Source organism: Streptomyces sp. NPDC058008 (genome assembly GCF_042886395.1).
In the GTDB taxonomy this organism is placed as follows: Bacteria; Actinomycetota; Actinomycetes; order Streptomycetales; family Streptomycetaceae; genus Streptomyces.
In genome coordinates this window covers 38,842-52,453 of record NZ_JBHVQX010000031.1, presented here as the reverse complement: position 1 = coordinate 52,453, position 13,612 = coordinate 38,842, and the positions used below count along the sequence as shown (strand labels likewise).

The window sequence follows — 13,612 nt, the reverse complement described above, 5'->3', positions numbered from 1 at the left end:
GCAGATTCAACCGTACGGGGCCACTTCATGCGCCCCTACGGACAGGCCCGATCCGGCCACTCCTCGCGTTCACCGCCCGGTCATATGCCGGACCGCTGGGACATGACGATGCGCCCGGCGCCCTCCTCCGTCGCGATCAGCGGCAGCAGGAACCGCCACATCTCCCTGACCTTGTCCGGGAGATGGCGCCGGCCGGTGGAGAGCTGCTCGTTCATCTGGAGCCCCGTCGCCGCGTTGACCACGAGCCGCGCCAGCGCCTCCGGGTCCACCCCCTCCCTCAGGTCGCCGCTCCCGGCCGCCTCCCGCAGGAACGGGAGCAGCACATCCACCCACTGCTGGTAGGAGTTGTCCTCCTGGGGATCGACGAAGTACTCCTGGTCCATGACCAGCCTGGCCCCCGCCAGCAGTACGGGGTCCTCCAGGAGGCGCGTGGCCCACAGGACCGAGGTGTCGACCGCCGCCTGGAGTCCGTGCGCGGCGGGAGCCACCGGCACCTGCTCCGGCTGCGCGCGCACGATCTCGCGGGCCAGCTCCTCCTTCGACTGGAAGTGGAAGTACAGGGCCCCCAGGGTGAGGCCGGCGCGGCGGGCGATGCGGCTGACGCTCGCGCCCGCGAAACCCGCCTCCGCGAACACCTCGGCCCCGGCCCTGAGGATGGCGGCGCGGGTGCGCGCGCTGCGTTGCTGCTTCAGTTCACGTGGTGGCACTAGCCGGTCTCCGTCACCCCTCGACAAGCAAAATAGTAATCTCTATGTTAATTCACACGGTTACTCGAACGCATGTGCAGCAGCTGTCGACCAACGCCCGTACGGCTTCCGGGGGGAACCCGAATGACAGTCACAACTGGCTCAATCATGCCCGCAGTCAGCATCCAGCCCGTGTCAACTCACCTGGCCCGCAAGGTATATGCCGATCAAGTGCTCCTCACCGGCTGGGGCAGTCACGGCGACGGCGTCTCCCACACGGTCCTCGCCGCCTGGCCGAAGCACCACAGCCTCTACACCTCCCACCGCGGGGTCTACCACCCGCTGCTCCTCGCCGAGACGATCCGGCAGGCGCTCACGGTGCTCTCCCACACGGTCCACGGAATACCGCTGGACCACCGTCTGGGGTGGGAGACGTTCGACACCTCCATCGTCACCGCGGCTCTGAGCACCCGGCCGGACCACGGCACCGTCCGGCTGACGATCACGCACACGGAAGTGGAACGCCGCCGCAGGGGATCCGCACGACTCGCCGCGCAGATCATGATCACCCGCGACGACGAACCCCTGGGGATAGCCAGAGTCCGCTACATCGCCCACCCTCCGGCCATATACGACCGTCTGAGAGGCGTCCACGCCGACGCCAGGGCCGCGGTTGCCCGCTCCCTGCCCCTCGGCCCGGCCCTCGACCCCTCCGTACGCGGCGACCAGACCCCGCTGGAACACGCGGTGCTGACTCCGCTGGGTGAGCCGCACCGGTGGCAGCTGCGCGTCGACGTCACCAATCGCATCTTCTTCGACCACGACCACGACCACGTCCCGGGGTTCGTCCTGCTGGAAGCGGCCGCCCAGGCCGCGCACGCCGAGTCGGGAGCGCTCGAAACGCTGCCCACCGCCTTCGACGCGCGCTTCCTCCGGTACGTCGAACTGGACTCCCCCTGCCTCATCGAATCGGTTCCCGTGCGCCGGAAGGAACTCGGCATCATCACCACCCTGGTCACGGGCCGGCAGAACGGACAGGAGGTCTTCTCGATCCGCGTCTCCGCCACGGAGCGCACCTGACCCCGGCTCAGGATCCCCTCCCGGGTGTCCTGACCCCGGCTCAGGACACCCGGGAGGGGACGGCGCCCCGGCGTACCGGTCCGGGATCCTCACGCTCGCAGGTACCGCCGCCCACACCACCGGGCACATGGCCCCGGACCCTCCGCCGTGCGCGACGGAGGCAGCCGGTCCGGACCGGGGCAGCAGGTCGCGGGGTACGCCGGGGACGGCCGGACGAGTCCGACGGGCCGGGTGGCGGCGGCATCCCGAGCGCGGCACGGTCCGCGACACCGGACCCACGCCCACGCCTGCGGGCGGCGTGGGCCCGGCAGGGACGGGAGACTCCGCCGCGTACGTGATCCGGGGCTCGGGCTCGGCGCGCGTTCCGCACCGGCGCCCGGTGGGCCCACGGCATGCGCGCCACGCCGTGGCCCGCCCGGCCGGCCTCCGTGAGGTACGGCAGCGGCCGTCCCCGGGAGTCGGGCTCGGTGCACCGAGCCCGGCTCCCCCGCCCCGCAAGGGGTCGACGGCACACCCGCCCGTGGCAGGACCAGGGCCGGTGAGACCCGGCCGTCACGGCGGGCGCCGTCGCCGCGTTACCGCGCGGCCCTGGGACGCAGTACCTCCCCGATGGACTCCTCGCGCCACCGCTTGAGCAGTTCGTGGAACGCGGCGGCCCCGTGGGGGTAGGCGCTCGCGGTGTTCGGGCGGCCCAGTCCCTCGCGGTTGTAGTAGCCGGGCGTGCACTCGGCGTGGAACCACTCGTGGTCCGCGGCGTCCTTGGCCATGACGGCCATCCAGGCGTCCTCCGCCTCGGCGGACGGTTCGATGAGGGCCGACCCGGATTCGGCCGCGGCGACGAGGGCGGCGGCGTGGACGGCCTGCTCGTCGAGCACGTGCGTGAAGTTGACGCTGCTGGCGTTGTGCAGGGACCCCATGTGGATCAGGTTCGGGAAACCGTTGCTGGAGAAGCCGTGCAGGGTTCGCGGACCCTGCCGCGCCCACGCGTGCAGGAGCTGGGCGCCGCCCCGGCCCTGGACGGGGAGCTTGCCGGAGAGGATGCCGGAGACCCCTACGGAGAACCCCGTGGCGAAGATCAGGCAGTCGAGTTCGTAGGTGTCGTCACCGACGACGGCGCCGTCCTCGGTGATGCGCTCGATGCCGTGCGTGTCCGCCGTGTCGACCAGGGAGACGTTGTCGCGGTTGAACGCCGCGTAGTACTTGTCGGAGAAGGTGGGGCGCTTGCAGGCGTACCGGTACCAGGGCTTGAGCTTCTCCGCCGTGTCCGGGTCGGTGACGGACTGCTCGACACGGGTGCGCAGTTCGTTCATCTTCGCCGCGTCGGCCGCTTCGTAGGCGGCTTCGAAGGCCGCCCCCGCCTGGTCCCGGCTGAAGCTGGGCAGGAGCTTTTCCAGGAGGCCGGCCGAGGCGGTCCAGCCGTCCGCCACCAGGTCCTGGCCGGCCGTCTCGCCGGAGACGATGCGCAGGAAGTTCTCGCGGCGCTCACGGGCCCAGCCGTCGTGATCGGCGCCGACGTCCTCGGCCGTGGTGCGGCGGTTGGCGCGCACGTCCACGCTGGAAGGGGTGCGCTGGAACACGTAGACGTGCTGGGCGTCCTCGGCCAGCACCGGGATGGCCTGGACACCGGTGGCGCCGGTGCCGACGATGCCGACCCGCTTGCCGCTCAGGCCGGTCATGCCGCCCTCCGGGGTGCCACCCGTGTAGGAGTAGTCCCAGCGCGACGTGTGGAAGGTGTGGCCCCGGAACGTCTCGATGCCGGGTATCCCGGGAAGTTTCGGTTCGGACAGGGTCCCGGTGGAGGTCACGACGTACGTGGCGTGGAACGCGTCGCCGCGGTCGGTGGCCACGAGCCACGTCCCGGACGCCTCGTCCCAGGTGAGCGACGTGACCGCGGTGGAGAACAGGGCGTCGGGATAGAGGTCGTACTTCCGCGCGATGCGCATGGCGTGCTGGCGGATCTCCTCGCCGGGAGCGTACTTCCACTCCGGCACGTAGCCCGTCTCGTCGAGCATCGGCAGGTAGACGTGCGACTCGATGTCGCAGTGGATTCCGGGGTAGCGGTTCCAGTACCAGGTGCCCCCGAAGTCGCCGCCCTTCTCGACGATCCGCACGCGTGCCACACCCTGCTGACGCATCCGCGCACCGGCGAGGATGCCGCCGAACCCGCCACCGACCACGGCGACGTCGACGGTGTCCCGCAACGGCTCGCGACCGGCCGTCCCGTCCACATAGGGATCGGCGGCGTAGTAGCCGAACTCGGCCTCGGCCGACTGGTATTGGCCGGCCCCGTCGGGCCGCACCCGGCGTTCACGCTCGAAGCGGTAGCGCTCCCTCAGTGCGCCGAGGTCCATGGGTTCCGACGCTTGAGTGGTTGTCATGTGGGGGTCTCACTCCTGTGGACGGGCCGCACCGGATCGAGCGGCCATCCGCTACCGTAGCAACTACCGGACAACGCTGTCCGGTTGCGGCACGGGTGCGCCAAGACACCCGTGCAGGGCGCCTCCGTGCCCCCGTGCGCGCCATGCGAACCACGTGGCCGACGGGCTCCCCCCAGACAGGAAGAGTGATCCCCCCATGCCACGACTCCCGGTCCGGTCCCTCGCGGTGCTCGCCGCCGTCGGCACCCTGGCCCTCACCGGATGCGGTACGGAGACGAGCGGCTCTGCCGTCGGCGCACCGGCCTCCGCCGGCCCTGACAGGGTCATCCGCGCCCACCAGCTCATGCGGTTGACGAAGGTGCACGAGGAGACCGGGATGACCCTGCTGGAGGGCCCGGTCTTCGACGGGAACGGCAAGCTGATCGTCGTCGACGTCACCGCACCGGCGGGGAAGCCGAAGGTGATGCGGGTCGACGTGAAGAGGAAGACGTCGCAGGCCGTCCACTCCGACGACCGGGGGGCGTACACCTCGGCGCAGTTCAGCCCGTACGACGGCCGGCTGTACCTGACCGACTACGCCCACGGCGAGGTCGTCAGCCTCGCCCCCGACGGCAGCGACCCGCGGACCTTCTTCTCCGGCGAAGTGGACGGGGCGAAGATGAATCCGGACGACATCGCGTTCGACGAGGAGGGCAACCTGTACGTCAGCGACTCGCGCAGCCTCTCCCCGGGCGACGCACGGGGACGTGTGGTGCGCATCGGGCGGGACGGCGACCGGCCCACCGTCGTCGCCGACGGGCTGGCCGCGACGAACGGAATCTCCTTCGACGCGGAGTACCGGGGACTGTGGGTCAGCGAACTCACCCAGAACCGGATCTCCTACCTCCGCCTCGACGCCGAGGGGCGTTCGACCTCCCGGCACACCGCGATCCGCGTGGACGGCGGGATCGCCCAGACCGACTCGATCGCGGTGGACGCGGACGGCAACCTCTACCAGGCACTCCACGGCCGGGCCGCCATGATCGTGTACGACCGGCACGGCGAGCGCCTGGCGACCGTCGAGATCCCCGGCGGCACCAAGGGGCTCGAGTCGGCGACGAACGTGGCGATCACACCCGGCGGGACCAAGGCCTACATGACCGTCAGCGGACCGGCCGGCGGCTACCTGTACACCTTCGACGCCCTGGGCAGGGGCACCCGCCAGTCCAACGGGGGCTGACACCCCCGGCTCTCACCCCTCGAAGGGCCGGACGGGACCCACTTCGACGTGGAGGAGCCCCCACGCGGCCCTCGCCCGGCGTTCCCGCACCTCGCGTGTGGGACCGCTGGTCGCGCCGGAGACCATGGCGACGGCCAGCATGAGGTCGTCGGCCCCGGCCAGCCGGTGTCCGGCGGGCAGGTGCCGGCGCAGGGCCGACTCGACCCGGCCGGACAGGACCAGGGCGTGGGCGAGGGCGTCCGTGTGGCCGGTGGCCCCGTTGGCGTGCAGCAGGCCGAGGAACGCGGCCGACTCCTTCAGGTGCCAGGTCAGCACACCGAGGACGTCGGCGAAGAGCGCGCCCTCGGCTGCGGCCGCCTGTTCCACCTGCCGTACGTTCTCCTCCAGGACGGCGATCGCCACGGCTGCCCGGTCGGGGAAATGCCGGTACAGCACACCTTGGCCGACCCCGGCACGGCGGGCGATGGCGGACAGCGGGGCGTCCAGCCCCTGGGTCCCGAAGATCTCACGCGCGGCGACGATGAGGGCGTCCCGGTTGCGGGCAGCCGCCTTCGGCCCGTGATTCGCGGGCCGCCGCTCGGTGGGCATAAGGGTCTGGGCCATCCCGAAAGGGTACCGGCCCACCGGCGGAAGGGACCGCCGCCCGCACGGCTCTTCCACCGCCGGCCCACGGGCGGACCCCGGCGCGGCCGGCCCCGTCGGTCCGGCCCGCCCGGTCTCCGCGCGGACGGCCGGCTCGTCGTCACGCCGCGGCGGGAGCACGCGTCGGGGCCCTCATCGGCGGCCCGGGCTCCCGGCCCCGAGCCGTGCCCGCGGCGTGTACCGCGGACCGCGTCCGGGGCGTCGGCGCGTGCCCGTACGACCATGCGGACGGAGCCCGAACTCATTGTCAGTGCGGCCGCCTAGAGTCTCTCCCACTCGTCACGGTGCGTTGCCGCCGACGGGTCTCATCAGCGTGCCGCCGGACCGGCGGCGTCGGGAACAACGGGGAGAACAGCGCATGGGGTGGGTAGCGGCGGGCGACTACGAAGTCGCCCTGGAGGCGGGCACGGTGGTGTGCCGCAACGGCAAGGGCCGTCGGCTGAAGTCCGTCCCGGCCAGGCTGAAGGACGATCCGGCGGTCGTCGGGCTCAGGCAGTTGACGGAGTGGCTGGAGCGGCACGAACACCGCTGCCTGGCCGACGTCGAGCAGTGGATGGTGCGTTCACTGCCCGTTCCCACCGCGGTCCTCGCCCGGGTGTGGCCCGATCCGGCGTGGCGGAGCGCCCTGCGGGACGTGGTGGTGACGGGCGCGGACGGCGGGGTCGCCGGTTTCCTGCGCGATGTCGACCCCGTGCGCGGTCTCGGCCTGGTCGACCTGGACGGCGACACGGTCCGCATCACCCCGGACGTCGTCAGAGTGCCCCACCCCGTCCTCCTCGACGACCTGGACGACCTGCGGGAGTTCGCGGTCGAGCTGGGGGTGGGCCAGAGCGTGGAGCAGCTGTTCCGCGAGGTGTGGCACCGCCCCCGGCCACTGGCCCCGGACATCGCCTCCGTCGACACCTACGCCGGCGGGGCGTTCAAGGAACTGCGCTTCCTGCACGGCCGCGCCACCCAGCTCGGATACCGGTCACGCGGCGGGTACGCGGTCTGCCCGGTCGTCGAGGACGGGGCCACCACCGAGGCCCGCGTCTGGATCGGCGAGCACGACGGATACGACGAGTACGGCACGGAGACGGGACCCCTGGGCTGGACCGACCCCGCGGGGCGGGCCCTGAGGGCCGACGAGGTCGGACCTGTCACCTGGTCCGAGGGCATGCGCATGGCGGCGGCGCTCCACGCGGGCCGCGACGTGGCGGACGAGGAGCGGGCGGCATGAGCACCACGACGACGAGCACGAGGACGAGCACCGACATGAACACCACCGCGACGGGCCCGGTGTCCCTCCCGGCCGGGGGCGGCAGCGCTCCGGCCCCCGCCACCGAGGCCCGCGTGGCGGCCCTGCTGGAGGCGGGCGCGGTCCTCCCCGCCGGCAGCACCGACCGGGACGACGCCGACGCGCTGACCGCCCGCACCTACACGCACACCGCCCTCGGGGACCGCCCCGTGGTCCGGCTCGTGCCCGGCACGCTCGGCGAAGCCGAGGACCTGGCCCTGGAGTTCCTCGGGCTGGCCCGGACCGCCGAGGCCCCCGTGGTGGGCCAAGTGCGCCGCGAGACCCTGGGCTTCCCGGCCTGGGCCCTGGTCAACGACCCGGCCAACGGTCACCACGCCCTGGCCCTGGTCAAGGACATCGAGCGGCTGGGCCGGCAGGCCAGGAGCCGCGCCGGAGCGGCCAAGGAGGGCTTCGACGCACTCGGCACCCGGCTCGGCCGCGCCGTACCGCACTTCCTGCCCACCTACTACGAGCAGGTGGCGCGCCTCTTCCTCCAGGCGGAGAACACCGGTTACGCCGCCTCGTTCTTCGGCAAGGCCCGCGAGGCCGAACGGGTCCACGGGCTGGCGGTGGACGAGGACCGGCAGCGGGCCGTCTTCCTGGAGTTCGCGTTCGCCGGGGCGCTGACCGTCAAGGCGCTGCGGCAGTACGTGCGCGACCTGGTCGCCCGGCTGGCACCGGCGGACGCCTGGGCGCAGTTCCGCCGTCTGCTGATCGAGCGGTGCGCCGCCGGCATGCCTCCGTACGCGGCTCTTCCGCAGGACGTACGCGCGCTGGTCAAGGCCGCCGGGGTGGACCGCGAGGACGCCGAACGCGAGCTGGTGGCCGATCTGGTCGGCTCTCCGGGCATCGTCCGCGCCCCCGCCTCGTTCTGGACCGCCTACCGCTCCGCGCTCGTCACCCTCGCCCGGCGGGACCCCGCCGTGCGCGCCCGGCTCCTCGGTTTCTTCCCGGAGACCTTCGACGAGAGCGGCCGGGACACCGAAGGGGAACACGGCTGGCTCCTGCTGCTGGCCGAGTCCGGCGCCGAGGACCTGCTGACCGCCTCCCCCGAGCCCTCCGGTCCCGCCGCCTCCGGTGACACCTCGGTCTCCCCGGCGGACTGGCTCGCCCGCTGGGAGGCGCACCGCAGGCGCAACCGGGCCACCTCCGGCCGCAGCCCGCAGACCCTCGCCCTCGCCGCCCGGATGGCCGGACGGCTGCGTGCCGACGGGCGGCCCGTCGAGCTGTTCCAGGGCCGCTGGCAGCGCACCGCCGATCTGGACCTCCTCGACCTCTGCCTGGCCTCGGGCGTCCCCGTCGCCGAGCCGGACAGCCAGGACACGGAGACCCGGTACGGCCCCGGCATTCCGCTCGACCCGTGGCTCACCGACCGGGCGCCCGGGGAGCGGGATCTCGCCGCCGTCGCCGAACACCCCTTCTTCCGCGCCCTGTTGGGCCGGACCGTCGGCGGCCTCGGCGACGGGCACGGCCGGCATCCGGGCGACGCCGGCCTGGCGAAGCTGGCGGCGCACCCGGTGCTCTCCGGGATCCTGCGGGAGTGGCTGACCGCCTGCGCCGAGGAGTACACGGCCGCGCACGGGCTTCCGGGCCTGCGGACCGCCCTCGACAAGCTCTCGGCGTACCGTTCCGTCGTCGCGGAGAACGCCCCGGCCGCGGTGCGGCTCCTGGAGGGGCACGATGTCGTCCCGCTGCTCGCCTCGACCCTGCGCACCGGGGTCCTGGACGAACTGGGCTGGCCCGCGCTGGACGATGCCTACGCCGAGCTGGCTGCGGAGGCGGCCGCCGCACGGGTGGGGCGTGACCGGTCGGAGGGCGTCGGTGTGACCGGCGCCTGGCCCGCACTGATCCTGAACACCCGTGAACGCGCCGTCGTCGTCGGCCCGGAAGGCGTTCTGCTGCACCACGCCCTGCGGCTGCCCGCCTCCGTCGACCACTGGCGGCAGCTCGCCTTCCGTTACGCCGACGGCGAGCTGCTCGTCCTGTGGTGGGAGGACGGCAAGCAGTGCGGCTACTGGTCGCACCGCCCCGCCGAGGTGTTCACCGTCGGCGGCGAGCAGATCCCCCGCTGGGGTGCGTCGAGCCCCTCCGACGACGTCTGTGTGCCCCTGCCGGGCGGTGGCCGGGCGACCGGCGGCAAGGCCCTGCACGCGGGTGACACCTCCCTCCCGGCACAGCGCGCCGTCCTGTCCGACGGGACCGGTCTCTGGCGGGAGGGGCACGAGGGCACGCGGCGGGTCTGGCTGGAGTACGACCCGGCAGGCGGCACGCACGGCCGTGCCTCGCTGCCCGCCTTCCTCGACTCGGGGGTGCGGGACGGCAGTCGGCTGCTCGCCGAGCACTGCCAGGTGCTGCCCCTCCAGCCCGGTCTGGAGCACACCCCGTTCGGCACCGACGGCAGGGTCCTGGGCCGCTGGGTCCGGCACACGGTCCCGGAGGCGGGTATGCCCGAACCCGAGGGCGGGCACCGGATCACGGCCGGCAGCCCCGACGGCGGCACGGTGACCCTGGCGCACCCACTGCCCGACGGCTCCCGGGTGCCGCTCGGCGCCCTCACCCTCCCCGGCGGTTCACGCCCCGTCATGGCGCTCGCCGGGCGGTCCGTCGAGGCCTACCCGGCGGACACGGAGGGCAGCGGCGGAAGCCTGTGGTCGGTCCTTCCCGGTTCCTCGGGCGGCAACGCGGCCGCGGGCACCCCTTACCTCCCTCCCGTGGCCTACTGGCACGCCATGCGGCCCAGGGACGAGCGGGGCTCCGCCGCCCTGCGGAATCTGGCCGGCTCCCGGGCGGCCGAGCTGTTCGGGGAGGTCGCCACCGCGGTCGCCCGGCATCGGGAAGCCTTCCGGGCCGTGAAGGAGTACACCGGGCCCTCGTCGCGTGAGGTGAGCCGGGAAGCGGTCGCCCGGGTGCTGCCCGAGGTGTCCGACCCGCGGCTGCTCGAAGGTGTCACCGCGGTCGTGCGGGACGCCGTGGACAGGGCCGCCGCGGCCGTCCGTTACCTGGAGCCGCCTCAGCCGGCCGCTCCGCGCGGCACCACGCGCACCCAGGGCATGTTCTGCGACCACTCTCCCGAGCACGGTGACGACTCGACCCTCCTGCACGCCACCGCCTGGGGTTCCGAGCGGCTGTACGGCGGATGGTGGGGCGGGGGCAGCCGGTGGACCGTGATCCGGCAGATCCTGGCCGTCAACCACGTCCTCGGCGGACAGCCGGCGTTCGGTCCGCCCGTGCCTTCCAAGGTCCCCTTCACCTCCGTGGACGGCTGGCAGCGCGACGAGTACACCGTTCCCGGTCAGTCCCAGGACTGGACCGCCCTGCTCGGCCAACTGCCCGAACTGGCCTACCGAGCGGCCTCGGCGACCACCTCGCCCGAGCACCGCGCCGGCCTCGTGGTCCTGCTCGACGCGCTCGCCGGGGGCCCGCTGGCGGACCCCGCGGGCACGGTCCGGCTGGTGGAGCTCGCCGAGCCGTACGGGGGAACGCCCGGGCAGGGGCGCCACGAAGCCGTGCACCGGCTCGGCCAGGTGCTGCGCAAGGGCGCCCGCACCGTCGTGGTCCTCACCGAACGCGGCCGGAACCACGGGAAGGACACGGCGCTCTGGCTCGCCCTGGACCACGATCCCACCGGCGTCTTCGGGCCGGTTCCCGGCTTCACCCTGGACCACGAGCACGTGCACCGGCAGGGCATCGCCCGCGACCGGCTGACCCGGCTCACCGCCCTGGTGCGGGAGAAGGGCCCGGCGCCCTGGCGGCCCGAGGCCGCCGAGGCCTTCCACGCGGCCACCGGGATCGGTCCCCTCCAGTCCGCCGCCCTCGTGTCGGCCGCCGTCGACGAGCCGGGCGCCGAGGCGCTCGCGCTGCTCGGGGCCAGGCCCCGTGCCTTCGAGGGGGCCCTGACCAGGCTGGACGCCCTTCCCCGTGCCGACCGCCACGCTCTGGTCCAGGCCCTGCTGCCCGCCGATCCGGCCGAGCTGTGGTCCGCGGGCCCGGACGTCCGGGCCGCCGCCGAGGTCTGGCAGGCCCGCCTGGGCTCGCTCGTCCGCGTCCCCGAGGAACTGGACCTCGACCTGTCGGGCACCACCCCCGGCGCCGTCGACCTGGTCCTCAACCCGGCCTCCCGGACATGGCTGGGCCAGGGCTCCCGGGCCGAGGACGGCACCGGCCCGCGCCGGGTGAGTGCGCACGGTTCGCTGTCCGCCGCCCTGACGGCGCTGCGGACCCTCGCCTACGTCCTGCCGTACGGGCACCCCCTGCGGGCGCACCTGCCCGTCGGGCTCGCGGCCCTGCGCGGTGCCCTCGCCGATCCGGACCTGGTGCTGGACCTCGGGCTGGACTGGACCGAGGCGGGCGGCTCGATCGGCCCCGTGGTCCGGGCCGCCCACCAGCTCCCCGAGACCGGCGGCGCCGGGCCCGACGGCCTGGTCCGGGCGGGCGCGGCGCTGCTCCTGGTACCGGGACACGGACACGAGAAGCTCCTGATCCGCCCGGCCGCCCTGGAAGGCCCCGACGACCCGGTGTTCGGCCTGGTCGAGGGGACCGTCGCCCGGTACCGGGTGGGTGAACTCCGCGCTCTGCGTGCGCTGCTGAGCGGGGAGACCGACGCGTTGTTCTCGGCGGGCGCCCCGGACGGAACCCCGCACCGTTCGGCCCAGGACCCGGCACACTCGGTGCCGGACCTGGTGGACGAGGCAGCCGCGGCTCTCGGCCTCAGCGCCGATGCCGCCGCCCTGTACCTGATGCTGCTCGCCCTGCCCGATCCGACGGACCGCAACTGCGCCCGCTGGACGGGGTGGAAGCCGGCGCGGATGAAGAGGGCCCGGGTGGAACTCGCGGCCACCGACCGGGTGGTGGAGGCACGGCGCTCCCGCGCCGGCCGTACCCTCTTCCTCCCCTGCGGCTGGCTCGAACGCGCCGCGCCCGGGCTGCCGCTGGAGACCTGGAAGGAACGGCTGTACCCCGTCGACGGGTCCGCCAGGACCCTGCCGGACACCCCCGTGCCCGAACTGTTCGCCGCCGCCTGGGCACGGGCCCGGGGCGGCGACGCCCCCGCCTTCGAAGAACTGCACACCCGCGCACCCCGGAAGGGCCGCCGCCGATGACGAGCGACACCACGACCACCACCGAGAGCACCGGCACGGGCGGGGTCCCGGACCGGACGACGCCTCCCGCCGGTGCCGGCGACCGGGCGAACCGCCAGGTCACCCCGCCGGAGGACCGGTACGGCACCGAGCTGGCCTTCCTGGCCGCCCACGACGCGGGACCGCGCCCGCCCGGCTGGCTGCTCACCCCGCGCGCCGTCGTCACGTTCGTGATGGGCAGCGCGGGCGAGGCACTCGGCCTGCCGAAGTCCGCGCGGCCCGGTGCGGGGGTGCCGCGCCGCCTGGTGATCGAGCAGAAGTTCGTGGGCGAACGCGCCCTGGTGGAACGCTGCGTGGTCACCCTCGCCGGGGAGCGCGGCCTGCTGCTGGTGGGTGAACCCGGTACCGCCAAGTCCATGCTCTCCGAACTGCTGTCGGCGGCCGTCTGCGGGACCAGCGCACTCACCGTGCAGGGCACCGCGGGCACCACCGAGGACCAGCTCAAGTACGGCTGGAACTACGCGCTGCTGCTCGCCCAGGGCCCCAGCGAGCAGGCCCTGGTGCCCTCCCCGGTGCTCAGCGCCATGACGCGGGGCGCCGTCGCCCGCGTCGAGGAGGTCACCCGGTGCCTGCCCGAAGTCCAGGACGCACTCGTCTCCCTGTTGTCCGAACGGCGCGTCTCGGTGCCCGAACTCGCGGGCGGCGAGGGCTCCCACGTGCACGCGGCACCCGGGTTCACCCTCATCGCCACGGCCAACCTGCGGGACCGGGGCGTCTCGGAGATGTCGGCCGCGCTGAAGCGGCGCTTCAACTTCGAGACGGTGGGCCCGATCGGGGACGTGGACGCCGAGACCGCGCTCGTCCGGCGCCAGTCGCGGGCGGCCGTCGAACGGGCTGGTGCCGCCTACCAGGTGGACGACGCGGTCCTCGAAGCCCTCGTCACCGCCTTCCGGGACCTGCGTGACGGCCGTTCCGTGGAGGGCTGGGAGGTCGAGCGCCCGTCCACGGTGATGAGCACGGCCGAGGCGGTCTCCGTGGCGGGGTCGCTCGCACTGGCCACCGCCTACTTCCCCGGCGACCGGGACGTGCTGTCCCTCCTGCCCGGCCATCTGCTCGGCGTCGTACGCAAGGACGACCCGGCCGACGCGGCACGGCTGCTGGGGTACTGGGACGGGCCGGTGCGCAGGCGTGCGGAGCAGGGGTCGGCCACCTGGCGTGCCCTGTGGGAGCTCCGCGCGGTACTGGAGAGCTGA

General features: G+C 73.7%; 8 protein-coding genes. 5 read left to right on the top strand and 3 right to left on the bottom strand.

Annotation, left to right across the window (positions count from 1 at the left end; all coding sequences use genetic code 11):
• Positions 1–80: 80 nt before the first annotated feature.
• Complete coding sequence (locus ACFVS9_RS26945; protein WP_383114670.1) at positions 81–707, bottom strand: ScbR family autoregulator-binding transcription factor; 627 nt, start codon at positions 705–707, stop codon at positions 81–83.
• A 171-nt stretch (positions 708–878) separates the two neighbouring features.
• On the opposite strand from ACFVS9_RS26945, the gene ACFVS9_RS26940 reads away from it, so the two are divergent.
• Complete coding sequence (locus ACFVS9_RS26940; protein WP_389936224.1) at positions 879–1,766, top strand: ScbA/BarX family gamma-butyrolactone biosynthesis protein; 888 nt, start codon at positions 879–881, stop codon at positions 1,764–1,766.
• A 575-nt stretch (positions 1,767–2,341) separates the two neighbouring features.
• Here the strand turns inward: ACFVS9_RS26940 and ACFVS9_RS26935 are convergent.
• Entirely contained in the window at positions 2,342–4,144 is a 1,803-nt protein-coding gene (locus tag ACFVS9_RS26935; RefSeq protein WP_389936221.1) for a flavin-containing monooxygenase, read from the bottom strand.
• A gap of 196 nt (positions 4,145–4,340) precedes the next feature.
• Between ACFVS9_RS26935 and ACFVS9_RS26930 the strand changes: the two genes are divergently transcribed.
• A complete protein-coding gene (locus ACFVS9_RS26930) occupies positions 4,341–5,363 on the top strand; it encodes an SMP-30/gluconolactonase/LRE family protein (protein WP_383114673.1) in 1,023 nt (340 codons plus the stop codon).
• A 12-nt stretch (positions 5,364–5,375) separates the two neighbouring features.
• On the opposite strand, the gene ACFVS9_RS26925 is transcribed toward ACFVS9_RS26930, so the two are convergent.
• Positions 5,376–5,966: a TetR/AcrR family transcriptional regulator gene (locus ACFVS9_RS26925; protein WP_383114674.1), complete on the bottom strand. Its 591-nt coding sequence runs from the start codon at positions 5,964–5,966 to the stop codon at positions 5,376–5,378.
• A 397-nt stretch (positions 5,967–6,363) separates the two neighbouring features.
• Here ACFVS9_RS26925 and ACFVS9_RS26920 point away from each other — a divergent pair, with 397 nt between their 5' ends.
• The 3 genes from ACFVS9_RS26920 to ACFVS9_RS26910 are packed head-to-tail and all read left to right on the top strand — an operon-like array spanning position 6,364 to position 13,612.
• Positions 6,364–7,224, top strand: coding sequence for a DUF4132 domain-containing protein (locus ACFVS9_RS26920; RefSeq protein WP_389936217.1), 861 nt, complete (start codon positions 6,364–6,366; stop codon positions 7,222–7,224).
• Positions 7,221–12,380, top strand: a complete 5,160-nt coding sequence (locus ACFVS9_RS26915) for a hypothetical protein (RefSeq protein WP_389936214.1) — start codon at positions 7,221–7,223, stop codon at positions 12,378–12,380. Before ACFVS9_RS26920 ends, ACFVS9_RS26915 begins: the two co-directional genes overlap by 4 nt.
• The gene (locus ACFVS9_RS26910) at positions 12,377–13,612 is read left to right on the top strand and encodes an AAA family ATPase (RefSeq protein ID WP_383114677.1); all 1,236 of its coding nucleotides are present in this window, start codon (positions 12,377–12,379) and stop codon (positions 13,610–13,612) included. The genes ACFVS9_RS26915 and ACFVS9_RS26910 overlap by 4 nt, the downstream gene beginning before the upstream one ends.

Excerpts from the sequence above, each read along its gene's own strand:
- ACFVS9_RS26935 (WP_389936221.1), bottom strand. The coding sequence starts at position 4,144 with ATGACAACCACTCAAGCGTCGGAACCCATGGACCTCGGCGCACTGAGG.
- ACFVS9_RS26930 (WP_383114673.1), top strand. The coding sequence starts at position 4,341 with ATGCCACGACTCCCGGTCCGGTCCCTCGCGGTGCTCGCCGCCGTCGGC.
- ACFVS9_RS26925 (WP_383114674.1), bottom strand. The coding sequence starts at position 5,966 with ATGGCCCAGACCCTTATGCCCACCGAGCGGCGGCCCGCGAATCACGGG.
- ACFVS9_RS26920 (WP_389936217.1), top strand. The coding sequence starts at position 6,364 with ATGGGGTGGGTAGCGGCGGGCGACTACGAAGTCGCCCTGGAGGCGGGC.
- ACFVS9_RS26915 (WP_389936214.1), top strand. The coding sequence starts at position 7,221 with ATGAGCACCACGACGACGAGCACGAGGACGAGCACCGACATGAACACC.
- ACFVS9_RS26910 (WP_383114677.1), top strand. The coding sequence starts at position 12,377 with ATGACGAGCGACACCACGACCACCACCGAGAGCACCGGCACGGGCGGG.